The sequence below is a fragment of the Aquabacter sediminis genome (assembly GCF_028863665.1).
Taxonomy (GTDB): domain Bacteria; phylum Pseudomonadota; class Alphaproteobacteria; order Rhizobiales; family Xanthobacteraceae; genus L1I39.
Genome location: NZ_JARBFX010000009.1, coordinates 39,233 through 65,419 on the forward strand (window position 1 = coordinate 39,233; position 26,187 = coordinate 65,419).

The 26,187-nt window shown below is 67.2% G+C and carries 26 protein-coding genes; 7 read left to right on the plus strand and 19 right to left on the minus strand.

Going from position 1 to position 26,187, the window contains the following annotated elements; genetic code table 11:
• Positions 1 to 101 precede the first annotated feature (101 nt).
• The 5 genes from PV781_RS17770 to PV781_RS17790 form a co-directional block, all read right to left on the minus strand.
• Positions 102 to 1,367 (minus strand): amino acid ABC transporter substrate-binding protein, encoded by a 1,266-nt coding sequence (locus tag PV781_RS17770; protein WP_274776978.1) that lies wholly within the window; start codon positions 1,365 to 1,367, stop codon positions 102 to 104.
• 163 nt (positions 1,368 to 1,530) lie between these two features.
• On the minus strand, positions 1,531 to 1,896 hold the full coding sequence (locus PV781_RS17775; RefSeq protein ID WP_274776979.1) for a hypothetical protein: 366 nt from the start codon (positions 1,894 to 1,896) through the stop codon (positions 1,531 to 1,533).
• On the minus strand, positions 1,893 to 2,756 hold the full coding sequence (locus PV781_RS17780; protein WP_274776980.1) for a DODA-type extradiol aromatic ring-opening family dioxygenase: 864 nt from the start codon (positions 2,754 to 2,756) through the stop codon (positions 1,893 to 1,895). Before PV781_RS17780 ends, PV781_RS17775 begins: the two co-directional genes overlap by 4 nt.
• Before the next feature lie 77 nt (positions 2,757 to 2,833).
• The gene (locus tag PV781_RS17785) at positions 2,834 to 4,012 is read right to left on the minus strand and encodes a CaiB/BaiF CoA transferase family protein (protein WP_274776981.1); all 1,179 of its coding nucleotides are present in this window, start codon (positions 4,010 to 4,012) and stop codon (positions 2,834 to 2,836) included.
• Positions 4,013 to 4,023: 11 nt separating this feature from the next.
• Entirely contained in the window at positions 4,024 to 4,836 is an 813-nt protein-coding gene (locus PV781_RS17790) for a citryl-CoA lyase (protein WP_274776982.1), read from the minus strand.
• Between the two features lie 328 nt (positions 4,837 to 5,164).
• Here PV781_RS17790 and PV781_RS17795 point away from each other — a divergent pair, with 328 nt between their 5' ends.
• The gene (locus PV781_RS17795) at positions 5,165 to 5,980 is read left to right on the plus strand and encodes an IclR family transcriptional regulator domain-containing protein (RefSeq protein WP_274776983.1); all 816 of its coding nucleotides are present in this window, start codon (positions 5,165 to 5,167) and stop codon (positions 5,978 to 5,980) included.
• A gap of 165 nt (positions 5,981 to 6,145) precedes the next feature.
• Here the strand turns inward: PV781_RS17795 and PV781_RS17800 are convergent, their stop codons facing one another.
• From PV781_RS17800 to PV781_RS17850, 11 genes are all read right to left on the minus strand, one after another.
• Positions 6,146 to 6,847, minus strand: a complete 702-nt coding sequence (locus tag PV781_RS17800; protein WP_274776984.1) for a response regulator — start codon at positions 6,845 to 6,847, stop codon at positions 6,146 to 6,148.
• The gene (locus PV781_RS17805) at positions 6,844 to 9,567 is read right to left on the minus strand and encodes a sensor histidine kinase (RefSeq protein ID WP_274776985.1); all 2,724 of its coding nucleotides are present in this window, start codon (positions 9,565 to 9,567) and stop codon (positions 6,844 to 6,846) included. The genes PV781_RS17800 and PV781_RS17805 overlap by 4 nt, the downstream gene beginning before the upstream one ends.
• Positions 9,567 to 10,175 (minus strand): potassium-transporting ATPase subunit KdpC, encoded by a 609-nt coding sequence (gene kdpC, locus PV781_RS17810; RefSeq protein ID WP_274776986.1) that lies wholly within the window; start codon positions 10,173 to 10,175, stop codon positions 9,567 to 9,569. The genes PV781_RS17805 and kdpC overlap by 1 nt, the downstream gene beginning before the upstream one ends.
• A gap of 11 nt (positions 10,176 to 10,186) precedes the next feature.
• Positions 10,187 to 12,229, minus strand: a complete 2,043-nt coding sequence (kdpB, locus tag PV781_RS17815) for a potassium-transporting ATPase subunit KdpB (protein ID WP_274776987.1) — start codon at positions 12,227 to 12,229, stop codon at positions 10,187 to 10,189.
• 9 nt (positions 12,230 to 12,238) lie between these two features.
• Positions 12,239 to 13,930, minus strand: coding sequence for a potassium-transporting ATPase subunit KdpA (gene kdpA, locus PV781_RS17820; RefSeq protein WP_274776988.1), 1,692 nt, complete (start codon positions 13,928 to 13,930; stop codon positions 12,239 to 12,241).
• Between the two features lie 9 nt (positions 13,931 to 13,939).
• Positions 13,940 to 14,029, minus strand: coding sequence for a K(+)-transporting ATPase subunit F (gene kdpF, locus PV781_RS17825; protein ID WP_274776989.1), 90 nt, complete (start codon positions 14,027 to 14,029; stop codon positions 13,940 to 13,942).
• 205 nt (positions 14,030 to 14,234) lie between these two features.
• Positions 14,235 to 15,476, minus strand: a complete 1,242-nt coding sequence (locus tag PV781_RS17830; protein ID WP_274776990.1) for an FAD-dependent oxidoreductase — start codon at positions 15,474 to 15,476, stop codon at positions 14,235 to 14,237.
• 225 nt (positions 15,477 to 15,701) lie between these two features.
• Positions 15,702 to 16,028 carry a hypothetical protein gene (locus PV781_RS17835; protein ID WP_274776991.1) on the minus strand — a complete coding sequence of 109 codons (327 nt, stop codon included), beginning with the start codon at positions 16,026 to 16,028 and terminating at the stop codon, positions 15,702 to 15,704.
• Positions 16,029 to 16,245: 217 nt separating this feature from the next.
• A complete protein-coding gene (locus PV781_RS17840) occupies positions 16,246 to 16,455 on the minus strand; it encodes a cold-shock protein (RefSeq protein WP_209103812.1) in 210 nt (69 codons plus the stop codon).
• Between the two features lie 191 nt (positions 16,456 to 16,646).
• Positions 16,647 to 16,838: a hypothetical protein gene (locus PV781_RS17845; RefSeq protein WP_274776992.1), complete on the minus strand. Its 192-nt coding sequence runs from the start codon at positions 16,836 to 16,838 to the stop codon at positions 16,647 to 16,649.
• A gap of 99 nt (positions 16,839 to 16,937) precedes the next feature.
• Positions 16,938 to 17,744 carry a transglutaminase-like domain-containing protein gene (locus PV781_RS17850; RefSeq protein ID WP_274776993.1) on the minus strand — a complete coding sequence of 269 codons (807 nt, stop codon included), beginning with the start codon at positions 17,742 to 17,744 and terminating at the stop codon, positions 16,938 to 16,940.
• Positions 17,745 to 18,302: 558 nt separating this feature from the next.
• On the opposite strand from PV781_RS17850, the gene PV781_RS17855 reads away from it, so the two are divergent.
• Positions 18,303 to 19,076 carry a cyclase family protein gene (locus PV781_RS17855; protein ID WP_274776994.1) on the plus strand — a complete coding sequence of 258 codons (774 nt, stop codon included), beginning with the start codon at positions 18,303 to 18,305 and terminating at the stop codon, positions 19,074 to 19,076.
• Positions 19,077 to 19,123: 47 nt separating this feature from the next.
• Here the strand turns inward: PV781_RS17855 and PV781_RS17860 are convergent, their stop codons facing one another.
• Complete coding sequence (locus PV781_RS17860) at positions 19,124 to 20,125, minus strand: fumarylacetoacetate hydrolase family protein (RefSeq protein WP_274776995.1); 1,002 nt, start codon at positions 20,123 to 20,125, stop codon at positions 19,124 to 19,126.
• A gap of 96 nt (positions 20,126 to 20,221) precedes the next feature.
• On the opposite strand from PV781_RS17860, the gene PV781_RS17865 reads away from it, so the two are divergent.
• From PV781_RS17865 to PV781_RS17885, 5 genes are read left to right on the plus strand one after another with little or no spacing between them, the layout of a single operon-like run.
• Complete coding sequence (locus tag PV781_RS17865) at positions 20,222 to 21,154, plus strand: ABC transporter substrate-binding protein (protein ID WP_274776996.1); 933 nt, start codon at positions 20,222 to 20,224, stop codon at positions 21,152 to 21,154.
• A 10-nt stretch (positions 21,155 to 21,164) separates the two neighbouring features.
• Positions 21,165 to 21,863: a GntR family transcriptional regulator gene (locus PV781_RS17870; RefSeq protein WP_274776997.1), complete on the plus strand. Its 699-nt coding sequence runs from the start codon at positions 21,165 to 21,167 to the stop codon at positions 21,861 to 21,863.
• Positions 21,860 to 22,660, plus strand: a complete 801-nt coding sequence (locus tag PV781_RS17875) for an ABC transporter ATP-binding protein (protein WP_274776998.1) — start codon at positions 21,860 to 21,862, stop codon at positions 22,658 to 22,660. Before PV781_RS17870 ends, PV781_RS17875 begins: the two co-directional genes overlap by 4 nt.
• A complete protein-coding gene (locus PV781_RS17880) occupies positions 22,657 to 23,421 on the plus strand; it encodes an ABC transporter permease (RefSeq protein ID WP_274776999.1) in 765 nt (254 codons plus the stop codon). Before PV781_RS17875 ends, PV781_RS17880 begins: the two co-directional genes overlap by 4 nt.
• Positions 23,418 to 24,185 carry an ABC transporter permease gene (locus PV781_RS17885; RefSeq protein ID WP_274777000.1) on the plus strand — a complete coding sequence of 256 codons (768 nt, stop codon included), beginning with the start codon at positions 23,418 to 23,420 and terminating at the stop codon, positions 24,183 to 24,185. Before PV781_RS17880 ends, PV781_RS17885 begins: the two co-directional genes overlap by 4 nt.
• Before the next feature lie 33 nt (positions 24,186 to 24,218).
• On the opposite strand, the gene uxuA is transcribed toward PV781_RS17885, so the two are convergent.
• Both uxuA and PV781_RS17895 read right to left on the minus strand, forming a co-directional pair.
• Positions 24,219 to 25,415: a mannonate dehydratase gene (gene uxuA, locus PV781_RS17890; protein ID WP_274777001.1), complete on the minus strand. Its 1,197-nt coding sequence runs from the start codon at positions 25,413 to 25,415 to the stop codon at positions 24,219 to 24,221.
• A 36-nt stretch (positions 25,416 to 25,451) separates the two neighbouring features.
• The gene (locus PV781_RS17895; protein WP_274777002.1) at positions 25,452 to 26,177 is read right to left on the minus strand and encodes a GntR family transcriptional regulator; all 726 of its coding nucleotides are present in this window, start codon (positions 26,175 to 26,177) and stop codon (positions 25,452 to 25,454) included.
• Between the last annotated feature and the right edge of the window lie 10 nt (positions 26,178 to 26,187).

Genomic DNA, 26,187 nt, shown 5'->3' on the forward strand with positions numbered 1-26,187 from the left:
GTCGGCCCAAGGTCGGCGCAAGTGTTCGGCTTCACGCACGTCCCGACGCGAGGCTTGGTCCGCCAGCGCCGGGTCATCTGTGGCCTGAAACCCGCCGCAGCTCAGCTGCGCGCCTTCATGAAGGGCGAGATGAGGTCGCCGGACTTCAGCGCCGGCGGATCGAGGATGACCTGGCGGCCCGGCTGGCGGAACTGCTCGATGTCATTGCCCTTGATGCCCTGGAACTGGGTCATCAGCACGCGCCGCTGCGTCCAGTCGCCGGTCTCGTTGAAGGTGGCGTCGCCCACCAGGGTCTTCACCGGATTGGCATGCATCCACTTGGCCATGGCGGCATTGTCGGTGGAGCCCGCCCCCTTCACCGCCGCCGCGATCATCTCGCCCGCCGCATAATAGAAGGGGGGAATGTAGTAGCCGAGCGCGTCCAGCTTTTCCGGCACCGCGATTGCCGTGTAGCGGTCGAGGAACTTGGTGACGGCCGGCGTCAGCATGGTCTTTTCCGGCAGGAACAGGTTGAAGTTGACGATGCCGTTGAGCGCCGGGCCCAGCGCCTGGAGGGTGGAGGCATATTGCGGCCCCACCATGCCGCCGCCGAAGAGCTTGACGCTGTCCCCGACCCCCACTTCCGAGAGGCCGCGCACCAAGGCGGCGCTGTCCGGGGGATAGGAGCAGACGAACACCGCATCCGGCTCGGCGGCGCGCAGGTTGCGCAGGATGGCGGAGAAGTCCGACGTATTGGGCGGATAGCTCTGGTCGAACACCACCTCCTGGCCGAAATCCTTCACCGCCATCTTGCCGCCGGCGGCCGAGACCTTGGCGAATTCCACGTCGGCGTTCAGGATGGCGATGCGCTTGCAGCCGACGGACTTGCCCAGTTCGAAGAAGCCGCGCGCCCAATTGACCTTGGCGTCCGGCCCCCAGGGGGCACTGTGGAAGTAGCGGTCGCTCTTCACGCCTTCATTGGCAGCCAGCGCGAACATGCCGATCATGAAGCGCCCGCGCTGCTTGATGAAGGGCATGACGGGGGCGGACAGCACGGCGCCGTAGGGCGACAGCAGGATGTCCACCTTGTCGATGTCCACGAGCTTGGAAAAGATGCTCGGGATCTGCGAGACCGTGCTCTGGTCGTCATAGGTGACGATCTCCACCTGACGGCCCAGAAGGCCGCCGGCGGCATTGATGTCGTCGCGCCAGATCTGCAGCCCGATAAGGCCCGCCCGCGTGGACGAGAGCGGCCCGGTCATGGAGAAGCTCGTGCCGATGCGGATGGGGCCGGACTGCGCGCGGCCCGAGGTCCAGATGGCGGGGGCGGCAACCGCAAGACCGGTGGCGGCGGCAAGCTTGCCGAAGCTCCTGCGTGAGATGGTCATGATGTCCTCCCGATGGTCTGTTTTTCCGGCCTTGCGGGACATCCCGGGCCGTTTCTTTTTTGATGCGCCCGCCGGCTGGTGCCGGCGTGCCAGACGCGCTCTAACGCATTGATAGAGAATGCGTGATCCGATCAGCTGCATTGCAGGCTGATCGGCGCATGCTCTAGAGCGCGACGGTGGGATAGTCCTTCCCGGTCCAATGCTGCAGCCGCGCTGCCATTTCCCGTTGGAAGGCCAGGGGGCCGCTCCGGCGCATATAGTCTTCATCATAGATGGCGATGAAGATGGTCAGCGACAGGAAGAAATGGGCGCCCATCTCGAACAGGGCCACATAGTCGTGATTGATGAGCGCCTCGCGCTCCTCCGGCGTGAAGCTGTTCACCGTGAAGCGCTCCACCTCGTTGAGGCAAGGTCCGATGGACTGCTCCCAGGTGGCGACGAAGGAGCGCGGGTCCTCCTTGTAGCGCTGCAAATATTCGGGATTGCGATCCACGGTGAAGAGGAACTTGTTCACATAATACTTGCTCATGCGCGCCCCTCCTCGGGATACCAGGTCAGGTAGGCCTCGCGGGTGTGGAAGAGGTCGAGGCTGTCCACATAGGCCGCCTTGTGTTGCGGACCGGCGATCCCCATCATCAGGATGAGGTCCATGAAGCCGTGGGTGGCGTTGCCGCTGCGGCTCATGCTTTCGTGGGTGACGTTTTCGAGGATGGCGTCGATATCGCCATTGGCGAGCCACTCGATGGCCTTCACGTCGAACTCGGGATCGGGGCCATGCTCGCCGAACTGGCGGGGGCCGCCCAGTTCCAGGGACAGATGCCCGGACCCGACGGCGGCGATGCGCTTGTCCGTGGGATAGGCGTCGATGACCTCGCGGATCGCTCGTCCCAGCTCCCAGAAGCGCCGGGGCGAGGGCAGAGGCGGGGCGAAGATGTTGGTGTAGATCGGCACGATGGGCAGGTCCGCCTGCGGCCGGGTGGTGATGATCGGGCAGATGATGGAATGGTCGATCTTCAGCTCATGGCTGAAGGCGAAGTCGAAGCCTCGATCCATCAGGCCCTGGTGCATGAAGCGCGAGAGGTCCTCATGGCCTTCCAGCACAAATTTGGGCAGGCCGAACTCGCGCTCCTCATTGTAGAAGGTGGCGTCGTAGCGGGCGGCCTTGCCGATCAGGAAGGTCGGGTAATTGTCCAGGAAGAACTGGTGAAAGTGGTCGGCGCCCACCATCACCAGGATGTCCGGCTGCGCGCGGGTCAGCGTCTCCCGGTAGGCTTCGACCTTGCGCTTCCACTCCGCTGCCTGGGGGATCTGCTCCTCCACGGGCGCGGTCGTGGCCTTCAGATAGAAGGGGTGGTGGGTGGTGGCCAGGACGGCCGCCAGGGTGGCCATTGTTTCCTCTCCGCTTGCTTTTCTGGGTCACGCGATACTTTGGCGTCACGCGTTCTTTTTCGAATTCAGCAAAAGGGTCAGGCAGGCTCGACTTGGAGATGCCGGGCCGGCCACGCGCCGGGGTGCAAAGCCAGCGCGGATCGGATGGCCTCGCCATTCTCGTTCACCGTGGGCGCGGCCTTCACCGCGGCCGCGCGCTCGCCGTCGAAACTATAGGCCGGGCGAACGGTCCGCGATGCCCCCTCCACGCGCTCCGACACCGGGACAATCATGCCGAGATGGTTCACCTGCGGGTCATCCACCACATCGGGAATGGTGTTGATGGGGGCATAGGGCACGTCAAAGCCCGAAAAACGCTCCACCCAGGCGGCGCGGTCCTTCTGCCCGAAGACGGCGTTCAGCGCCTCGGCCAGCTCCAGGTAATTGTCGATGCGCTTCTGGCGGATGGCAAAGCGCGGGTCGCTGGCGAGGTGTGCGGCGCCGGTGGCTTCCACCAATGCGTCCCAGAACTTGTCCAGCGAGGAGAGGTGGAAGGCAAAGAGCTTCTCATCCTTGCAGCGCACGATGAAGGCCTGCGCCAGCCGCGGCCGGTCGACGCCGGAGGGCAGCTCGCCGAGCGCGAAATAGCCCATGAAGGGCTCCACGGCGAAATGCATCATGGCTTCCAGCATGGAGATTTCCACGAGCCGCCCGCGCCCCGTGCGGCCGCGCTCCACCAGCGCGCCGGCAATGCCGAGCGCCGCATAGATGCCGGTGATGGCATCCGCCAGCGCCGGGCCGATGAAGCGCGGCTGCTCGGGATCGATGGCGACGGAAAGGAAGCCGCTGACCGCCTGGGCCACCGAGTCATAGACCGGGCGCTTGGCATAAGGCCCGTCCGGCCCGAAGCCGCTGATGGAGCAATAGACAAGGCGCGGATTGATGGCCCGCAGCGTCTCATAGTCGGCCCCGATGCGGGCGGCCGCGCCGGGGCGGAAATTCTGGATATAGACGTCCGCTTCCCGGATCAGGTCATAGAAGACGGCGCGATCCGCCTCCGCCTTCATGTCCAGGCCGATGCTGCGCTTGTTGCGGTTATAGGCCTGGAAATGGGCGCTGTAGAAGCCGCTCTTGAAGCTGCGATAGGGATCGCCATTGCCGGCGCTCTCCACCTTGATGACGTCGGCGCCGAGATCGGCCAGCATCATGCCGGCGCAGGGGCCGGTGATGAAGGTGCCCTGCTCGACGATGCGCACCTCGTTCAATACCCCGAACATGGCGGCCCCTCTCAATTTTCGTTGGCCACGAAGCCCTCGGGGGCCGGGCCGTCATAGCTGATGGCGGACGCCGCCGCGTGGGACATCAGGAAGCCGATGGGGTGCGTCTGCTCCTCCAGCAGGTGGCCGATGAGCCCGGCGGTGCGCGCCAGCAGCGGCACGCCGCGCAAAGCCAGCAGCGGATAGCCCGCATCCAGGAGAACGGCCGGAATGGCGGCCGAGATGTTCATGACCAGAGGGCGGTTCACCAGTTCGGGGAGCCTGCGCTCCACCTCCCGTGCCACCTCGCAATGGGTCCCGTTCAACCCCAGCTCGCTGGCGACCGCAAAGAGCCGGAGCGCGCGCGGGTCGCCGTCCTTGTGGAGGGGATGGCCGTAGCCGGGGATGGCGCGCTTGGCCGCCCGGTAGGCGCGCACGGTCTTGACGATGGCGTCCTCCAGCGAACCACCCGAGGCCTTCTGCTCGTCCAGGATTTCGGCGAACATCACCCCGGCCGTCGCCGAGGCGCCGAGGATGACCGAGCCGCACCCCAGAAGCCCGGCGGCCACCGCCCCCTGAAGAGCTTCCGGCGCCGAGGCGAGGGTCATGCGCGCGGCTTGCACGGAGGGCACGAGGCCATGCTCGGCGATGGCCACCAGCGTGGCATTGAGCATGGCTTCCTGCGCCGGGCTCGGCAATTGACCGGCGATGAGCAGCCAGGTGTGGGCGGTGAAGCTGATGCGCCCGATGAGATCCTCAACGAGGTCGTGGCCACGCACGATGATGGTCTGCGGGTTGGAACCCGAGATGGAGGTGGTGGGGGCTGTATCGGCACCAATTTTCAAAGCACGTCTCCCCGGCGGCACGCCGTCTCGCCACGTAGGACACGCCGCCGTCGCCCAGGGGCCATAGAGGCCGCAGGCGGGTTGGATGTGAAGGCTTGGCGGCGTTTCCGTTTTATATTTTCGCTAGGCGAATTTTTATTCGAGTTAAGGTTGGCGCCTGCCCGTTTGGGTGTCAAGCGAATAGTTCCCGGCATTTCTTCTTCGCGCTTGCAGCAAAAGGCGCAGCAAGCAACAAGTGGGCGTCCCGCGCGCGCTGCCTTGACATGGCGGCAAGAATGCTCAATCTCGAAAGAAATTTCGCCTGACGAAAAATAGGGACCGGCGAGGCATGAGTGGGGACGGGGCAAGAGAGGGGCCGGGCGACGGCAAGGAGTTCGTCGAGGCGCTGGCGCGTGGCCTAGCCGTGCTGGAGAGCTTCGATGACCTCCACCCGGAAATGTCCCTGACCGACGTGGCGCGCCGCACCGGCCTTCGCCCCGCAACCGCGCGGCGCAGCCTCCATACGCTCGCGGCGCTCGGCTATGTGCGGGAGATCAACAAGCGCTATGTGCTGGCCGCCCGCGTGCTCACGTTGGGTGCCGCCTATCAGCGGGCTTCCCATGTGGACGAGGCGCTGATGCCCGAATTGCGGCGCCTGGTGAACATGTTCGGCGATGCCTCCTCGGTGAGCGTGCTCGACGGGCCGGACATCCTCTATGTGGCCCATTGCTCCGAGCAGCGCGCGTCCCGGCCCATGGCCCGGGTCGGCGTCACCTATCCCGGCTATGCCACCTCCATGGGTCGCGTCCTGCTCTCGCGCATGCCGCAGGAGGCCATCGACATGTACCTGGCTCAGTTGCGCCCGGTGAAGCTGACCGAGCATACGGAGACCGATCCCGCCCGCCTGCGCCAGATCCTGGCGGAGGCGCGCCAGCAGGGCTATGCGGTGGCGGTGGACCAGCTGGATTATGGCGTGACGTCGCTCGCCGTGCCGGTTCGGGATGCGTCTGGGCGGGTGGTGGCCGCCATCAACAGCTCAGGCTATTCCGGCAAGCTCACCGCCGAGCGCCTGGTGGCGGAGCGGCTGGCGGAATTGCAGGTCTCCGCCGCACGCCTCACCCAGACCTTCAGCCGCTTCCCGGCCCTGCTCCATTCCCTGGTCTGACGGGACCCATCTTCGCCCCTGAGCCCGCCTTGCGGGTGAGCCTGTCTAGCCTTCCGGTGAGACAGGTGCGCACCATGACGGTCGCGGGGGAGGCCCGACCGCGCGGTGACCCTCTCGGTGCCGGCCTTTTCTCGGCCTCGCCTGAAGCTGGACGGGTGCTCGGCCTCAGCCGTCCTTGAGCCGGTAGCCGACGCCCGGCTCTGTGACGATGAAGCGCGGGTTCGCGGCTTCGTCGCCCAGCTTGTCTCGGATATGGCCGATGGCGATGCGCAGATAGTGCGTGTCGTCCGCATGGGCCGGGCCCCAGACGGTGGCGAGGATCTGGCGGTGCGCCACCAGCCGCCCGGGATGGCGCACCAGAAGCGCGAGGACGTCGAACTCCTTGCGCGTGAGCTTCACCTCGCGCGCATCCACCCGCACCGTGCGATTGGCGAGGTCGACGGTGAGGGCCCCGAGCACCCGTTGGGCGGGCTCCGCCGCGCGGTCGAGGCGCGCGCGCAGCAGCGCCCTGAGGCGCGCGAGCAGTTCTCCGACGGCGAACGGCTTGGTCACATAGTCGTCGGCGCCGGCATCGAGGGCGGCGATCTTCTCCGTCTCCTGGTCGCGCACCGACAGGACCAGGATGGGCACGCGCGACCAGTCCCGGATGGCGGCGATGACGGCCTTGCCGTCCATGTCCGGCAGGCCAAGGTCCAGCACCACGCAGTCGGGCGCCGAGGTGGCTGCAAGCTCGATGCCCTGCCGCCCCCGCTCAGCCTCGGTCACGTCATAGCCGCCACTGCCGAGGGCGATGCGCAGGAAGCGGCGGATCGGCGCGTCGTCCTCCACGATCAGGATGCGGGCGCGGGGCGGGTCTTGCTGCGTCATGTTCCGTCGTCGATGGGCGCGGCGGCCAGCGGTAGGCGCAACACGATGGTCGCGCCCCGTCCGTTCGGCCCCGCCAGCGCGCTGGCCGTGCCGCCGTGAGCCTCCACCAAGCCGCGCACGATGGCAAGGCCGAGGCCTGTGCCTGCCGGGCGCGCGTCCCCCTCGGTGACGCGGTGGAACAGGTCGAACACCTTCTCCCGCTCCCGGTCGGGTATGCCTGGCCCTTCGTCGGTGATGGAGACCAGGGCATCGGTGCCCACCACCCGCGCCGCCACGGTGATGGTGGTGCCGGACGGGGCATATTTGGCGGCATTCTCGAACACGTTGGTGAGCGCCTGGCCGATGAGGACGGGGTCGACGTTCAGCATGGGCAAATCGTGGGGGATCTCAACCGCCAGATGGTGGGCCGACAGCAGCCGGGCCAAGTCTGTGCGCACGCGCCCCACGATCTCGGCCAGTTCCACCGGCGCCCGTCGGGGACTGAGTGCGCCGTGGCCCAGGCGCGTCATGTCCAGGAGGTTCTGCACATAACGGTCGAGCCGCCGGGCTTCGTCGAGGGCGGTGCCGATGAGTTCGCGCCGGTCATCCGCGGTGAGGGCGGTGCTGTTCTCGGCGAGGGTGGAGACGGTGCCGATGACGGTGGCCAGCGGCGTGCGCAAATCGTGGCTCACGGAGTTCAGCAGCGCGCCCCGCAGCCGCTCGCTTTCATTGGAGACCCGTGCATCCGCCAGTTCGCCTGCGAGCCGCACCCGTTCCACCGCCACGGCCACCTGGTCCTCCACGGCCAGCAACAGGCGGCGGGTTTCCGGATCGAGGCTGCGGGTGCGGTCCTTGAACCGCACGCCGATGACGCCCAGCGTCCTCTCGCCCGTCGCAAGCGGCACGAACAGCCATTCGCTCATGGGCAAGGTGGCCGTGCCGGAGCCGGCGGGCGCATTGTGCTCGAACGCCCATCGGGCGGCCGCCTCGCAGCGGGCATCCAGGTCCTCGATGGAGGGATGGCCCTGCACCTGCTCCAGCCCCCCCGCCGGGCCGGGCATGAGGATCAGGGACTGGCAGTCGAGGGTGGCCGCGATATGAAACGCGCCGGCCCATAGCACGTCGTCGAGATTGCTCGCGGAGGCGATCTTGCGGGCGAAGTCGTAGAGCGTCTCGGTGCGGCGCTGCGCCGCCCGCATGCTCTCCACCTGGGCCTTCAGGCGCCCGGCCAGCGTGCCGGTGAAGATCGCGCCCACCAGGAAGACGAGGATGGAGACCACGTCCTCCGGATTGCTGACGGCGAGGGTGTAGTAGGGCTCCGTATAGAGGAAGTTGTAGGCCATCGAGCCCAGGACCGTCGCCACCAGCGAGGCACCGAGCCCATAGGTCGCGCCGACCACGAGCACGGCGGTGAGGTAGATGGCGGAAATGGCGCCTCCGGGGATGGCGTCCCAGACCCCGATGGGCCACGCCACGAGGCTTGCCAGCGCGATGGCGCCGAGCGCAGCCACATAGCCCCGCCAGTCGGGACGGACCACCTTCCATTGCAGCCCCGCGCGCCGGCTGGCGGCGTCCAGGGCCGTGACGATGGTCACCTCGAAATCGGTGGCAGCGTCCAGGAGCCGGTCCGCCACCGGCTCGCGGAGCAAGCCCGCCACCTTGCGCCACCAGGCGCCATGCCCGCGGGGGCGGCCGACGACCAGGCGGGAGACATTGCGGCTGCGGGCGAAGCGCAGAAGCTCGGCAACTGCGTCGGATTCCGCGTGCAGGGTCACCGTTTCCGCCCCCAGCGTCTCGGCGAGGCGCAGGGCATCCAAAGTGGCGGCGCGGGCTTCCGCCGGCAGGGTTTCGTGGCGCGGAGTGAGGACGGTGGCGACGATCCATGGAATGCGCGCCCGGTCCGCCATGCGCCGCCCCGCCCGCACCAGGGTCTTGGCCACCGGCGCCTCGTTGACGCACACGAGCAGGCGTTCCTCGGTGGGCCATGGGCCCTTGACGGCATTGGCCCGCATGTAAGCGAGCATCTCCGCGTCGACCCGGCTCGCGGCGGTGCGCAGCGCCAGCTCGCGCAAGGCAGTGAGGTTGCCCTTGGAGAAGAAATTCTCCAGCGCGCGCCCCACCTGCTGGGGCACATAGACCTTGCCGTCCTTGAGGCGCTTGATCAGCTCTTCCGGCGGCAGGTCGATGAGCTCGATGTCGTCGGCCCGCTGGAGCACATGGTCCGGCACGGTCTCGGCGACCCGCACGCCGGTGATGCGCGAGACGATGTCGTTGAGGCTCTCAATGTGCTGGATGTTGAGCGTGGTGGTCACGTCGATACCGGCCTCCAGCACCTCCAGCACGTCCTGCCAGCGCTTGGGATGGCGCGAGCCGGGTGCGTTGGTGTGGGCGAGCTCGTCGATGAGGGCAAGGCCCGGGTGCCGCGCCAGCAGCGCGTCGAGATCCAGCTCGCTCAGGCTCTGGCCGCGATAGGCAACGGCGCGGCGCGGCAATTGCTCGAGCGTGCGCAGGAGCGCGGCCGTTTCGGCGCGGCCATGGGTCTCCACCAGGGCCACCACCACGTCGACGCCGGCCAGCTGGCGCGCCCGGGCCTGCTCGAGCATGGCGAAGGTCTTGCCGACGCCGGGGGAGGCGCCCAGGAAGATCTTCAGGTGTCCGGGGCCGCCCCGGCCGCGCGCCTCCGTGCGGGCCTCCTCCAGGAAGGCTTCGGGCGCGGGGCGCTCCTCGGAAGGGGTCTGCATCACATTGCGCCTGCCGGTTCCCTTTTCATGCCGTCGAGCGCCAGGTTGAGCGCCAGGACGTTGACGCGCGGCTCGCCCAGGAGGCCGAACGCGCGCCCCATGGTATTGCGCTTCACCAGCACGCGCACCTCGTCCTCGCTCAGCCCGCGGGCCTTGGCGATCCGGCCCACCTGCAGGGCCGCCGCGGCCGGCGAGATGTCGGGGTCAAGCCCCGAGGCCGAGCTGGTGACGAGATCAGCCGGAACCGGCCCGCCACCCAGCGCCGCCACCCGCGCCTTCACCGCCTCCGCCAGGGCGGCGGAGGAGGGGGCGAGGTTCGAGCCGGTGGAGCTCGCGCCATTATAGGGGGCGTCCACGCTCTTGGCGGGATCCTGCGGGTCGGGGGCGGTGGTGGCGGAGGGCCGGCCATGGAAATAGCGCTCGGAGGTGAAGGACTGGCCCACCAGGGCCGAGCCCACCACGCGGCCGCCGACGCTCACCTGCGAGCCATTGGCCGCCGCCGGAAAGGCGACCTGGGCGATGCCGGTGACGGCGAGCGGATAGGCGATGCCCGTGAGCGCGGTGAATGCGGCAAGGAGCACCAGGGCGGGGCGAAGAGGGGAAGTCATGGCGTGTCCTTTCAGGCCAGGTGCAGCAGATCGACCAGGAGGTCGATGGCCTTGATGCCGATGAACGGCACCACAAGCCCGCCGAGCCCGTAGATCAGCAGGTTGCGTCCGAGCAAAGTGGCGGCGGGGGCCGGGGTATAGGCCACGCCCTTGAGCGCGATGGGAATGAGCGCCACGATGACAAGCGCATTGAAGATGACGGCGGAGAGGATGGCCGATTGCGGGCTGCCCAGCCCCATCACGTCGAGAATGCCGAGGCCCGGATAGGCCGCAACGAACAGGGCCGGCAGAATGGCGAAGTACTTGGCCACGTCGTTGGCCACCGAGAAGGTGGTGAGGGCCCCGCGCGAGATGAGCAATTGCTTCCCCACGAGGACGATCTCGATGAGCTTGGTGGGGTCGCTGTCGAGGTCGATGAGATTGCCCGCCTCCTTGGCGGCGGGCGTGCCGGTGTTCATGGCGACCCCCACGTCCGCCTGGGCGAGGGCGGGGGCATCGTTGGAGCCGTCACCGCACATGGCCACCAGGCGGCCGGAGGCCTGCTCGCGGCGGATCAGCTCCAGCTTCTTCTCCGGAGTGGCCTCGGCGAGGAAGTCATCCACGCCTGCCTCGGCGGCAATGGCCGCGGCCGTGAGCGGATTGTCGCCGGTGATCATCACCGTGCGGATGCCCATGCGGCGCAGCTCGGCGAAGCGCTCGCGGATGGCGGGCTTCACCACGTCCTTCAGGTGGATGACGCCGAGCACGCGGCGGTCCTGCGCCACCACAAGAGGGGTGCCGCCGGAGGCGCCGATGCGCTTGACGATCTGGTCCACGGCCGGGCTCAGCGGGGCGCCGGAGAGGACCGCCATGGCATCGGACGCGCCCTTGCGCAGGGAGGCGCCGCCGGGCAGGTCCACGCCGGACATGCGGGTGTGTGCGCTGAACGGCACGAAGGCGGCTCCCGCGCCCAGCTCCGATGCGATGGTGAACTTGCGCCGGGCCAGTTCCACGATGGACTTTCCTTCCGGCGTGTCATCCGCCAGCGAAGCCAGGGCTGCGGCCTGCGCCAGTTCCTCCTCGCTGACTCCCGGCGCCGGCTCGAAGGCATCCGCCATGCGGTTGCCGAAGGTGATGGTGCCGGTCTTGTCCAGCAGCAGCACGTCGATGTCGCCCGCCGCTTCCACCGCGCGGCCGGATTTGGCCACCACATTGGCCTTCACCAGGCGGTCCATGCCGGCGATGCCGATGGCCGAGAGCAGGCCGCCGATGGTGGTGGGGATGAGCGTGACGAACAGGGCCGCCAGGTAGATGACCGGGATGGTGGTGCCCGACCAGGAGGCGAAGACGGGCAGCGTCACCACCACCAGAAGGAAGACCAGGGTGAGGGCCGCCAACAGGATGTCGAGGGCAATCTCGTTGGGCGTCTTCTGGCGCTTGGCGCCTTCCACCAGCGCGATCATGCGATCGAGGAAGGTCTCGCCGGGCTTGGCGGTGACGCGCACCACCAGCCAGTCGGAGGCAAGCCGTGTGCCGCCGGTGACGGAGGAGCGGTCGCCGCCGGATTCACGGATCACGGGCGCGCTCTCGCCGGTGATCGCGCTTTCATCCACGGAGGCGGCGCCCTCCACCACCTCGCCGTCGGTGGGGATGATGTCGCCGGCCTCCACGAGGATGAAGGCGCCCACCTCCACGCGCTCGATGTCACGGGCGCGGACTGTGGTGCGGTCCGCCGGGTTGTCCAGGACCTTGGCCTGCGCGGAGGACTTGGTGGCGCGGAAGGCATCCGCCCGCGCCTTGCCGCGCCCCTCGGCGACGGCCTCTGCGAAATTGGCGAACAGCACCGTGAACCACAGCCAGAGCGCGATCTCGGCCCCGATGAGGCCGTTCGGCCCACCCACCAGGATCTCGCGACCCGCCAGAAAGGTGGAGACGAGGCTCACAAGGGCGGTGGAGAAGATGACGGGATTCCGCGCCAGGCTGCGCGGGTCGAGCTTGCGGAACGCCTGACCCACGGCAGGGCCGAGGATTTCGGGCGCGAACAGGCCCGCTTCGAGAGAGGAATGCTTGCTCATCAGGAGGCCTCAGAAGGTCCGGCCGGAAAGAAGGGAGACGTGCTCGGCGATGGGGCCGAGGGCGAGGACGGGCAGGAAGGTGAGCGCGCCGACGATGAGGATCGTGGCGACCAGCAAGGCCACGAACAGCGCTCCATGGGTGGGGAAGGTGCCCGCGGTCGGCGGCGCTGTCTTCTTGGCCGCCAGGCTTCCGGCGATGGCCAGGATGGGGATGATGTAGCCGAACCGCCCCAGCATCATGGCGATGCCCAGGAACGTGTTGTGCCACGCGGTGTTTGCGGAGAAGCCGGCAAAGGCCGAGCCATTGTTGCCGCTGGCGGAGGAATAGGCATAGAGCAGCTCGGAAAGCCCGTGGGGCCCGGCATCCTGGACCGAGGTCTGGGCCGTACCGGCGGCGATGGCGAGGGCCGCGAGCACGAGGGTGCCCACCGGCATCACCAGAAGGGTCAGCGCGGCCAGCTTCACCTCCCGCGCCTCGATCTTCTTGCCCAGATATTCCGGTGTGCGGCCCACCATGAGGCCCGCCAGGAACACGGCCAGGATGACGAACAGCAGCATGCCGGTCAGCCCCACGCCCACCCCGCCGAACACCACTTCGCCCAGCTGGATGTTGAGCATGGCGATCAGGCCGCCAAGCGGCGTGAAGCTGTCATGCATGGCATTGACCGAGCCATTCGACGCCGCCGTGGTGGCCGTCGCCCACAAGGTGGAGCCGAGGATGCCGAAGCGCACCTCCTTGCCCTCCATGTTGCCGGAGGCCGCATCCACCAGCCCCGCCTGGAGCGGGTTGCCCGCCTGCTCGGCGGCATAGAGGGCGGCGAAGCCGACGACGAACAGCAGCGCCATGGCGGCGAACAGCGCGCGCCCCTGCCGCCGGTCGCCCACCATGCGGCCATAGGTGAAGCAGAAGGCGGCAGGGAGCGCGAGGATGGCGAGCGTGGAGACGAAATTGGTGAAAGCGGTGGGGTTCTCGAACGGATGGGCGGAATTCACGTTGAAGAAGCCGCCGCCATTGGTGCCCAATTGCTTGATGGCCACCTGGCTCGCCACGGGGCCGAGCGACAGGGTCTGGCGGGCGCCTTCCAGCGTCGTGGCATCGAAGGCGGCGGCCAGCGTCTGGGGCATGCCGGCGCAGGCGAAGACGAGTGCGAGGACAAGGGCGCCGGGCAGCAGGACATAAAGGGTGGCGCGGGTGAGGTCGACCCAGAAATTGCCCACCGTCTTGCCCTGCCGGGCGGCAAACCCCCGCGCGACGGCCGCCGCGACTGCCATGCCGGTGGCGGCGGAGACGAAGTTCTGGGTGGTGAGCCCCACCATCTGGCTGAAATTGGAGAGCGTCGTCTCGCCGCCATAGGACTGCCAGTTCGTGTTGGTCACGAAGGAAATGGCGGTGTTGAAGGCGAGCGGCGCCGACAGCCCATCAAAGCCCTGCGGGTTCAGCGGCAGATGGTCCTGGAAGATGAGGACGAGGAAGAGCAGCACGAAGCCCGCCGCATTGAAGGCCAGGAGGGCGAGCGCATAGGAGGTCCAGCGCTGGTCCTTCTGCGCCGCCGGCCCGGCGGCCTTGAGCAGCGCCAGTTCCAGGGGCGCGAGGAAGCGCACATTGCCGGCGAAGGTCGCCGCCATATAGGCGCCGAGCAGAAGCGCCAGGGCGAGCAGGAGCCCAAGGAAAAGGGCGAACTGGAGGAAATCGGTGGTCATGCCGCCCTCCTAGAAAATCTCGGGGCGCAGCAGCGCCACCACGAGATAGGCGAAAAGGAAGGCGGCCGTGGCGAGGCCGAGGCCAAGATCGAGGGTCATGGCACGTCCTCTCAGAGCCGGTCGGCGGCGAGGACGGCGAAGGAGGCGAGCGCGAACAGCGCAAGGCCCCCGGCAAGAAACACAAGGTCGGCGGTCATGACGAGCTCCGGTTCAGACTGACCCGGAGCTACGCCTCACGGACGTAAAGCCGATAGGTGGAATAGGCCGGCCCGCATAAAGCCCGCGTAACGTGCGACGCGAGGCGTCAGGACATGGGTCGCTGATCGGCCCGGACATGCTCGGGCCGCAGGCCGAGGCCGACCAGGCGCCCGGCCAGGTGCGCCAGAAGCGGCCAGCGGGCGATCTGGCGCATGAAGGCGGGCGGGCCGCTCTTGCGGGCCGGGTCGTCCTCTCTCTGGCGGCGGTCGCGCCGCATCATCAGCTGCAGCTTCTGGGTGGCGCGGGTGGGGAAGCTCCGCCGCGCTTCCACGGCGGCCAGATGCCGGTCATTCAGCGTGCCGGCGCGCAAAGGGGCGGCCAGGATGTTGGCGGCGGCCACCGCATCCTGGATGGCCAGGTTCACGCCGAAGCCGCCAATGGGAGACATGGCATGGGCGGCATCACCGATGCACAGGAGGCCCGGCCGCCACCAGCGCTTCAGCTTGTCGATGCGCACGCTCAACAATTGCACGTCATCCCAGGTGCCGATCTCCGCCATGCGCTCCGCCGGCAGAGGCGAAACCGCCGCCACCGCCGCGCGGAAGGCGGGCAGGCCCGATGCCTTGATGTCCGCAAAGCTGCCCTTGCGCACCACATAGCCGCATTGCCAGTAGCTGCCGCGATCCACCATCACAAAGCCCTGGCGCGGCCCGCCATGCCCCATGGTGTAGGGCGGGTCGTCCGGCTGGTGGGAGAGTTTCATCCACAGCACGTCGCTGGGCGAACCGAACTGCTCCACCACCAGCCCCGCCTGCGACCGGACGCGCGAATTGCGTCCATCAGCGCCGATCACCAGTGGCGCGCGGATGTGAACGAGGCCTTGCGGGGTGCGGGCGGACACGCCGGCAATGCGCCCCTCCGTCTCCAGGAGGCCTTCCACCTGCGCCTGCATGACGAGGTGGAAATGGGGGTAGCGCGCGGCTTCCCGCGCCAGGAAGTCGAGGAAGTCCCATTGCGGCATGAAGACGATGAAGCGGCATCGCGTGGGCAGGCGGGAGAAATCAGCAATGGTGACGTCGCGGCCGCCGATTTCCGCATGGAGGCGGGGCGCTTGCGTGTGGGGCAGCTTCAGGAGGTCGTCCAGGAGGCCCAGCTCGTGCATCACTTCCAGGGTGGAGGGATGGATCGTGTCGCCGCGAAAATCGCGCAGGAAGTCCGCGTGCTTTTCCACCACGGTCACGTCGATCCCGGCCCGCGCCAGCAGGAAGGCGAGCATCAGCCCACCGGGTCCGGCGCCTGCAATGACGCAGTCCGTCGTCCTCTCCTCGGCTTGCGCGGTGATCGTCATGCGGCACCTCCAACGCCCGGCTTATAGCGCACCGCACCTGCGGGAGGCAGCGCGACATACGTGCGGGGGAAGCTGGGGAGGGCCAAGCGGCAGACGCCAGCCGCGATACGCAAGCAGGGGGACGGCCGGAAGGGCATTCATTCGTAGGCGGGTGGATCACAGGCCTTCGCGATCGGGGATCCGCGCGGACGGCGGGCCCGGGGGAGTCGCTGGCGTGCGCGGACGTCAGGCCTTGGGCACGCGCTTGCTGGCCTGCTTTTTCACTGCCTGCTTTTTCACGGCCGGCTTGGCGTGAGCGTCCTTGGCCTGAGCTTCGTCCCGCACGGCTTCGTCGCGGGCTTCGCGCGCCTCGCGCAGGCGTTCGCTGTTGGCACGGACGGCCTCGAAGTCGCTTTTATAGCGCTCCATGGCCCGCTCGACGGATTCTTCCAGCTGGCGGCGACTTTCGGCGCTGGACAGCTGCTTCTGATTGGGGGTTGTCGGTGTCATCCGACACCATACCACATTTTCAATGCCCAAGCTGAAAAGAGTTTCGTGCTGGGTCAATTCCATTGTGAAGGCATGGATGAGACGAGGGCGTCAGCCAAGTTTTCACTCGGAAACTACTGTCTTCGCCCCGCTGGGACCTTTGGCGCGCGCGCCGTGGCGCCTGTCGCGATCGAGGGGCCGGACAGCAAAAAGCCCCACCTCGAAGAGGAGGGGCCTTCACTGATCGACCAGATCAATCTTCCCGCCAGCCAGTACATCCGTGGTCCAGCGGGTCGATCAATCACGCGACCTGAAGATTTCCGGCCGAGCTCTTCCCGGACTTGTTGTCCCGGACGATGTCGAACTGGAGCTTCTGGCCTTCGGCGAGGCCGGCCATGCCAGCACGTTCCACGGCGGAGATGTGAACGAACACATCGGAACCGCCATTGTCAGGCTGAATAAAGCCGAAGCCCTTGGTGGCATTGAACCACTTCACAGTACCGAAATTCATGACGACTTCCTTTCAATCGCGCATGTGTATTCGCCCCGGCCTGACGGGACGAACGATAGTTTAGAAATTGAAGGGAGGTATCGTCAGGCGCTATGGCGCGCCGCAAAATCAGCCGTCAAAATCAGACAACCCCAATGTAGGGGGCTATTGTGTTTATAGCAAGGCGCGGTTTTACGAAATCGCACCCTCAGCTAGATTTCCGACCAGGGGCGCAGTTCGGATTCGCTCGCGATCCGCTCAAACGCCTCCTTCTCCCCTTTCACGCGATATTTGGGCTCACCCTGCTCGGAGGGCATGACGCGCACGATCTGGAACCGTCCGCGGGGAGACCGGATGCCGACAATGAATTCGACCCAGCCGGAAGTATCAAATTTCGGGTTCATGGATTTCATCATAACACAAGATCGATAAATGTGGCGATCTTTTGCGGCAAAAAGCCAAGGGGCGAACATCGTCCCGCCCCTTGCTTGCCCGTGCCCGGGTCAGGGCTTCTCCACCGTGACCACCTTGAAGTGCGTCATCGTAGAGGGCCCGAAGGAGGTGACCATGGCCACGTCGGTGGCGTCCCGCCCGCGCGCCATCAGGATGCGGCCGATGCGCGGCGTGTTGTGGCGGGCATCGAACGTGTACCAGCGCCCGCCTAGATAAACCTCGAACCAGGCGCTGAAATCCATCGGTGCCGGGTCTGGGGGGACGCCGATGTCGCCGAGATAGCCGGTGCAGTAGCGCGCGGGAATGTTCATGCAGCGGCACAGCGTGATGGCGAGGTGCGCGAAGTCGCGGCACACGCCCTGCCGGCTCGTATAGGCATCGAAGGCGGTCTTCAGCGGACTGGCATGAGCATAGTCGAACGCGATGTGGCCGTGCACGAAATCGCAAATGGCCTGCACCAGCGGCCAGCCCTTTGCCACATGGCCGAAGGTGGACCAGGCAAAGGGGCTCAGGCGATCGGTCTCGCAATAGCGGCTGCCCAGGAGATAGATGAGCACCTCCACGGGCAAGTCGCCGAGCGCGTGCTGGGGCGCGGCGGGGGCAATGTCGTCGGGCAGGCCGCTGTCGCGGATGACGAAGTCCGCGCGCAGGGTGAGCGGACCTGCGGGAGCCTGGATCACATGACAGAAATTGCCAAAGCTGTCGTGATAGGTGTTGGCGTCGAGCGGCGGGTCGAAATGCGCCCGGTCGAGACTGACCAGATCGTTGATCCGCGAGGGATGAACGCTCAGCGTCAGGATCATGGGCGTCGGCTGGGGGCAGGTGTAGGCAATCTCGTAGCCGGCGTGGATGAGCATCTGGGCCTCTGGAGCGGGCGGGCGCGGCCCACCCGGTGCGGATATGGTGCGTGCGACGGGACGGGCAGAGCCACCCGCGCGGCGTGAAACGGAACGCTGACGTGGGGCGAGCCCCGCCCCTTAAAGTGCGGCCGGCGGGCGCGCGTTCCGCGCCTTCCGATCCGGCCATATGGAAACCCCGGTCCCTTCGCCTGGGGCGCGCGCCAGAGGGCGCTGCGCATTCGCGGCGGATGGCGTCCGCCCTTGGCCTTCCGCCAAGTTTCTGTCTGCGCCTTTGCGGCCAGACCTATCCCAGAAGCGCAGGCTTCGACAGGCCAAAAGGTGAGCAGGTCGGGAGGCGCGTCATGTGGCTCGGCCCTTGGCCGCGACGCCGGCCGCCGTTCGAGCGGTTGGGAGGGCGGGAGGGGGGCGTGTCGAAGGGCGTGCGGACGGCTCCCGCGGGGCCATGGCGCTGGGATGCGAGCTTTTGTTATTGAAGAGAAATTTCAGAAATGAATTGAAAATCGCTTCACTGAAATGTAGCTTCCCGTCATACAATCAGAAAATATGGAGGATCCTTTGTCTCGTCGTCTCATCGATATATCGATACCGCTCCAAAATGACGTTCCGGCTGATCCGCCTGGCGGTCATCCGGTGATCGAATATTTGGATCATCAGGCCAATCTTGCCAGGATGCTGTCTTTCTTTCCGGGTCTGAAGGCCGAGGATTTGCCGGAAGGGCAGGGCTGGGCGGTGGAGCGTGTGACCCTATCCACCCATAACGGCACTCATCTGGATGCGCCCTGGCACTATCACCCCACCATGAACCGGGGGGAGCGGTCGGCCACCATCGACGAGATCCCGCTCGACTGGTGCCTTCAGCCCGGCGTGAAGCTGGATTTCCGGCATTTCCCCGACGGCTATGTGGTCACCGCCGCCGACGTGGAGGAGGAGCTCAAGCGCATCGGCCATGAACTGCAGCCGCTCAACATCGTGCTGGTGAACACGTCCGCCGGCGCCAAGTTCGGGCAGGCCGACTATGTGGCCTCCGGCTGCGGCATGGGCTACGAGGCCACCATGTACCTGCTGGAGCGCGGTGTGCGTGTCACCGGCACGGACGGCTGGAGCTGGGACGCCCCCTTCGTCCACACCGCCCGCAAGTACAAGGAGACGGGCGATGCGGCCCTGATCTGGGAGGGGCACAAGGCCGGGCGCCACATCGGCTACTGCCATATCGAGAAGCTCCACAAGCTGGAACAGCTCCCGTCCACCGGCTTCACCGTGTCCTGCTTCCCGGTGAAGATCGAGCGCGCCTCCGCCGGATGGACGCGGGCCGTGGCCATCATCGACTGACCGCAAGGCGTGGCGGCGTGACCCGCCGCCACGCCCGCGGGCGGTGCTCAGGCCGCCGCGCGCGCCTCCTGGACCTTCACGCTATTGGCCAGGATGCCGATCTTCTCGATTTCCAGCTCGATCCGGTCGCCATCCTTCAAGAGATGGCCATTCTCCAGCCCGCAGCCGAAACCCACCGTGCCCGAGCCGATGAACTCGCCGGCCATGAGGGTCTCGTCCTGCGACATATGGGCGATGATCTCCTCGAACGAGAACAGCATGCCGCGCGAGACGTTGTCGCACACGGTCTCGCCATTGATCCGCGCCTGCATGCGCAGGCTGTAGGGGTCGCCAATCTCGTCGGTGGTGACGATCCAGGGCCCGAACACATTGGAGCCGTTGAAGCTCTTGCCCTTGGCGGGGCCGAGGCGGCCGGCCATCTCCACGCGCTGGATGTCACGGGCGGAGAAGTCGTTGAAGATGGTGAAGCCGAATATGTGCTCGCGGGCCCGGGAGGCGGGAATGTCTGAGCCCTTGCGCGAGGTGATGCAGGCCAGTTCCAGCTCATAGTCCATCACGCGGCTGTAGCGCGGCCACATGACGGTCGAGCCCGGCGCGCCCACCGCGAAGCGATTGGTGATGTAGTAGATGGGCACCTTGCGATAGACCTCCGGCAAGTCGCCCAAGGGCTCGCTGGCGATCCGCTCTGCCTCCTCCAAATTCCCCTGCAGGCGCGCCTGCATGGCGGCACTGCCCCGCGGCGACTGGAGGATGTGCTGGGGAAAAGACATGCCGTCCCGCATCTGGCGCGGCACCGGCAGCGGCGCCAGGAGGCGCGCGTCGGCGAGGGCGAAGGACAGGTCCTGTTCGGCGGCATGCGTGGCGAATACCGCGCGGGCGAGGTCGAGGGCGCGCTCGCCGCCGTCGATCAAATCGAGCATGGAGGCAAAGGCCTGCGTGGGGCTGCCGCCCCGCTCCGCTGCCGCCGCCAGATCGAACAGGCGCGTATCGCCGTCATGGACGACGGCCACTTTCTCCAGGCCCTGGTGGACCACGGTGGCGAGTTTCATGCTTGCTTCCTTCCCCAAAATATAGAACAACAAAATATCGATAAAAAAGCCAAGTCAAGACATCCGTCGGGGCATTGGTGGCATAGGGAGTGAGGCATGAAGCGCGCATTTGGCGTGATCGCGGCGTCATTGGCCATGGTGCTGACCGCAGGCGCGGCGAGCGCCCAGCACAAGATCAAGATCGGCTGCACGGCCACCTCGGACTGCGTGTCCGCCATGGTGGCCACCGACGAAGGCATCTTCCGCAAGCACGGCATCGAGGCGGAGATGGTGCGCATCGGCATCAACTCCAACATCCCCGCCGCCATCCTGTCCAACTCCATCCAGGTGGGCGGTCCCACCTCCACCGTGTTCCTGCAGGCGGTGGATGGCGGGCTGCCCCTGGTGGCTCTGGCCGGCGCTTCCGTCATGTCGCCGCGCACCAATCCCAATGTGGCGGTGTTCGTGCGCAACGGGCTCACCATCACCAAGCCGCAGGATTTCGTGGGCAAGAAGGTGGGCGCGCCCGGGCTTGGTGCCTATCTCCACGTGCTGTTTGTCAAATGGCTGATGGACAAGGGCGTGGACCCCAACAAGGTCAATTTCGTCGAGGTCACCTTCCCCACCATGCCCGACGTCATGCGCTCGCAGGCGGTGGATGCGGTGGTCAGCTCCGAGCCGACTGTCACGCGCATGACCAATGCGGGCGTCGGTGCGGTGGCCTTCCGCTATGCGGCGGAACTGGATCGCAAGGACCCGGTGATCTTCTACGCCGCCGCACGGACCTGGGCCGAGCAGAACAAAGAGGCCGTGGCCGCCTTCCGCGCCGCCATCGCCGAGGGCGCGGTGATCGCCAATAATGACGAGGACAAGGCCGTGGCGGCGGTGGCCAAGTTCACCGGCCAGCAGCCAGAGCTGGTGCGCTCGGTGACGCGCAATCTCGCCGACCCCAACCTGAAGCCCGAGGATCTGCTGTGGTGGATCGATGTCATGAAGCAGCAGCACCTGCTCCAGGGCACGCCCAACGTGAAGACCCTCATCTTCCCCTGAGAGAGACCGCATGAGGCCAGCCCCCGTCCCCCCTCCCGCACCCGTCCAGGGTGAGGAGACGCTCACGGCGCGCGCCATCGTCGCGCTGGAACGGGACATCCTGTCCGGCGCGCTGGTGCCGGGCAGCCGTCTGGGGGTGGTGGAATTGGTCAAGCGCTATGGCATCGGGGCCACCCCCATGCGCGAGGCGCTCTCGCGGCTCACGTCCACCGGCCTCATCCTCGCCATCGGGCAGCGCGGCTTCCGCGTCGCGCCGCTGGAGCGCAGCGATCTGGCTGACATCACCCATGTGCGGGTGACGCTGGAGACCGAGGCGCTCCGGCTGTCCATCGAGCGGGGCGGCGATGGCTGGGAGGCGGACATCGTGGCGAGCCTTTACCGGCTCAAGCGTTATGTGGAACGCCATGGAACGGCCTTTGGCGAGGGGGCGGAGGAGTTCGACGCCCACCACAAGACCTTCCATTCCACCCTGGTGGGCGCCTCCGGCTCGCCACGTCTCACCCAGTCCATCTCCAACCTCTATGACCAGGCCTATCGCTACCGGCGCGTGATGATGCGGCGCTTTTCCGATCCGGCGCGCTTCAACACCTCTCACGAGACCCTCGCCCGGCTGGTTCTGGAGCGCGATTTCGAGCCGGCGCGCACGGCGCTGGCCGCTCATATCCGGTCGACCCTGAGATACATCTATCCCGAGGCGGACAAGACATGACCCTTGCCGGCGCGGCCCCGTCCGCCCCCTCTTCGCTCTACCGCTTCCAGAACGTGGATCTCTCGCTCGGCGGGAAGCTGATCCTCAACGATATCGCCATCGAGGTCCGCAAGGGCGAGATATTGTGCATCGTGGGCGCGTCCGGATGCGGGAAGACCACGCTGTTGCGCCTCGCCGGCGGCCTGTTCAAGCCGTCGCGCGGGGCCGTGCTGTTCGACGATGCGCCCATGACGGCGCCCCGGCAGGACGTGGCCATCGTGTTCCAGGACTATGGCCGCGCGCTGCTGCCCTGGCGCACGGCCACGGGCAATATCTCGCTGGCGCTGGAAGCGGCCAAGGTGCCCGCCGGGGAGCGCCCGCGGCGCATCGAGGCCTGCCTCGGCAAGGTGGGCCTGGCGGGACATGCGGATAAATATCCCACCCAGATGTCGGGGGGCATGCAGCAGCGCCTCCAGATCGCCCGGTGCCTTGCCCAGGAGCCACAGGCTTTGCTCATGGACGAGCCCTTCGGCGCCCTCGATGCCATGACGCGTCAGTCACTCCAGGACGAGGTGCTGGCACTGCATGCCGAGACGGGGGCGACCATCGTCTTTGTCACCCATGACCTGGAAGAGGCCATCTATCTGGGCGACCGGGTTGTGGGGCTGCTGCCCCATCCGGGCCGTGTGGGGATCGAAGTGCCCATCCATCTGCCGCGCCCGCGCAACCAGTTGGCCACCCGCGAGGAGCCCGAATTCCTGCGCCTGCGGCGGGTGCTGTTCGACTTCATCGAGACCTCCGAGGGTCACCGCGCATGAGGAGCGATCGCCTCAAGGGGCTGCTCCTGCCGGCCGCCTGCGTGCTGGGCATGGAGGTGTGGCTGCGCCTTTTCCCCATCGCCTCGGACTCGCTCGCCCCGCCTTCCGCGGTCCTGGTGGCGCTGGCGCGGGGGCTGGCGGACGGCTCCATCCTCGCCGCCACCGGCCAGACCCTTGTGGGGGCGGTCAGTGGCCTCTTCATCGGCGGGGCCATCGGTCTGGTCCTGGGTATCGCGCTCGGCCTGATGGGCTGGCTGGACCGACTGCTGGAAGTGACCATCGAATCCGTGCGCCCCATCCCCTCCGTGGCCTTGCTGCCCATCGCGCTCATGATCTTCGGCTTCGGCTATGCGATGGAACTGTCCATCGTCGCCAAGACCTGCCTGTTCACCACGCTCATCTTCACCCGCGCGGCGGTTCAGGGGGTCGAGCCGCGCCTCCTGGAGGTGGCCCGCGTGCTCAGGCTCTCGCGCTTGGCCACCGTCACCAAGATCATCCTGCCGGCCGCCTTGCCCAACATCTTCGTGGCCTTTCGCCTGGCCGCCGGATCGGCGCTCATCGTGGCGGTGACGGTGGAGATCACGCTCAATCCACAAGGTCTCGGCTATGGCATCATGACCGCCCAGCAGGCGCTTCGGCCGGACCTGATGCTCGGCTATCTCGTGTGGATCGGCATCGTCGGCTATGGCTGGAACGCTGTTCTCCTCTTCGCCCAGCGCCATCTGTTCGGTCGCGCCGCTCTGTCGGAGGCGATGCAATGACCGCCACGTCCAAAATCGTCTGGCGTCTCGCCAGCTTCGCCGTCGCGGCTGGGCTGATCGTGGTCTGGCAGATGGTCGCCAATGCCCAGCTCGTCTCGCCCATCTTCCTGCCCGGTCCCGACAAGGCGTGGGCGGCGCTGGTGAACGGGTTCGCCAATCGCGGGCTGGGCGACAAGCTCATCGGCACGATCCGCCATATGACGTTCGGCTGGTTCGCGGCCTCCATCGCAGCCGTGGTGCTGGGCTCGCTCATCGGCACGTCGCGCCGCGCGCGCCTCTATGTGGCGCCGGGGCTGGAATTCCTGCGGCCCTTGCCGGTCTCTGCCATCATTCCGGTGGCCATCGCGCTCTATGGCCTGTCCGAGAGCATGGCCATCTTCGTCATCGCCTTCGGCACGCTCTGGCCCATGCTGCTGGCCACCATTCACGGCTATGGGGGCGTGGAGCCGCGCCTCCTGGAGGTGGCGCAGGCGCTCAATCTGTCGCGCCTGAAGACCATCACCAGCATTTCGCTCCCCTCGGCCTTGCCGGACATATTGGCGGGCATGCGGGTGAGCCTCACCGTGGCTCTCATCCTCTCTGTGGTGTGCGAGATGGTGGCGGGGCTCGACGGGCTTGGCCAGTGGATCCTGGTCTCTGCCCGCATGTTCCGCGCGCCGGACCTGTTCGCCGGCGTCATCCTGCTTGGGGCCCTCGGCTATGTGGCCGCGACCCTCATCGGCGAGGTGGAGCGCCGCCTCCTCGCCTGGCGCCCGACCCGTTGATCGGGCGCCAGACAAGCCTCATAAGAGCCAGCCTTACAGAGGCAGGCCTTCGCTCTGGGCGATGGCGATCATGACGCCGCGCATCTCGGCAAGGCCGCGCAGGCGGCCGATGGCCGGATAGCCGGGATGGGTGGGCTTGCCCACATCGTCCAGCAACTCATGTCCATGGTCCGGTCGGAAGGGAATGCGCCAGTCGGCAAGGCCGGCGTCCTTGCGCCGCTTCTGCTCCCGCAGGGCTGCGCGCACCACGCCCACCATGTCCACGTCGCCGTCCAGGTGATCGGCTTCCATGAAGGAGCCGTCGGGACATTTCACCACATTGCGCAGATGCAGGAAGTGGATGCGGTCGGCGAAGCGCTCGGCCATACGCACGAGGTCATTGCCGGGGCGGGCGCCCAGCGATCCCGTGCACAAGGTCAGGCCGTTGCTGCGCGACGGATGGAGCGCGAGGATCGCCGCCAGGTCCTCTTCCGACGAGACGATGCGCGGCAGGCCGAGCAGGGGACGGGGCGGGTCGTCGGGATGGATGCCCATGCGGATGCCCACCTCCTCGGCGGTGGGGATCACTTCGTTGAGGAAGCGGCCGAGATTCTCCCGCAGCCGCTCCGCCGACACGTCCTTGAAGCGCGCCAGCATGCGGCGCAGGCCCGGCAGGTCGTAGCGGTCGAAGGCACCGGGCAGGCCGGCCATGATGTTGGCCAGCAGCTTGTCCCGGTCCGCCTGGGTGGAGGCCTCGAACCAGGCCTTGGCGCGGGCGAGCACGGCGGGGTCGTGGTCCGCCTCAGAGCCTTCGCGCTCCAGCATGAAGACGTCGAAGGCGGCATATTCGTCTGAGTTGAAGCGCAGCGCATTGGCGCCGCCGGGCAGGGGATGGCGCAGTTCCGTGCGCGTCCAGTCCAGCACCGGCATGAAATTGTAGCAGACCGTGGTGACGCCCTCGGCCGCCAGGTTGCGCAGCGAGGTGCGGTAATTGTCGAACAGCGGCTTCAGGTCGCCTTTGCCGATCTTGATGGGCTCGGCCACCGGCAGGCTTTCCACCACGCTCCAGCGCAGGCCGAGTGAGGCATCCGCCGCGATGAAGGCCTTCCGCGCGGCGATGGCCTCCCGCGTCCACACCTCGCCCGCCGGCACCTCATGCAGGGCATTGACGATGCCCGTGGCGCCGGCCTGGGTCACGTGCTCGAGGCGGATGACGTCATTGGGTCCCCACCACCGCCAGGTCTGTTCCATGGCGTACACTCCTTTGGCGCGTCCCGCCGGGGACGCTCAGATGTCGTTGACGATCAATTCGGCATGGGTGGCGGCGAGCGTGTCGGCCACCTTCAGCACTTCGGACAGATGTTCACGGGTGGCCCGCTCAGCCTGCGCCACGTCGCCGGCCTTCACCGCCGCCAGCATGGCCTTGTGCTGGGCGATGAGCGTGTCCACCGGGGTGACATTGGGCAGGGACAGGAAGCGCAACCGGTCGAACTGCACCTTCTCGCGCTCCAGCACGGACCACACATTGCCCACGTCGATGCCATCGGCGAAGGCGCGGTGGAAGGCATCATCCGCCAGGGTGAAACGGGCGGCGTCGTCACGGGCGGCCTCCTGGTCGGCGAGGGCCTCGTCGAGACGGGCAAGCGTGGCCGGCGAGAGGCCGCTTTCCGCCGCCTGGCGCAGGATCGCCACCTCCATGGCCTCGCGCACGAAACGCGCCCGCCGCACGGCGGAAAGCGAGATGCGGGTGATGAAGGTGCCGCGCTGGGGCCACACCTCCACCAGGCCTTCCTCCACGAGGCGCAGCAGCGCCTCGCGCACCGGCGTGCGGCTGGTGCCGAAGCGGCGCGCCAGCTCGTTCTCGGAGACCCTAGTGCCCGGCTTCAGGCGCAGCACGATGATGTCGGTGCGCAGGGCGTCATGGATGGCCTCCACGCTCATGGGCTGCATCGACCCGCGCGGCATCTCCTTCGCCGGCGACGTCTGCAGGGAGCGGGAGGGGCCGGTAGACATGGGGAAATCC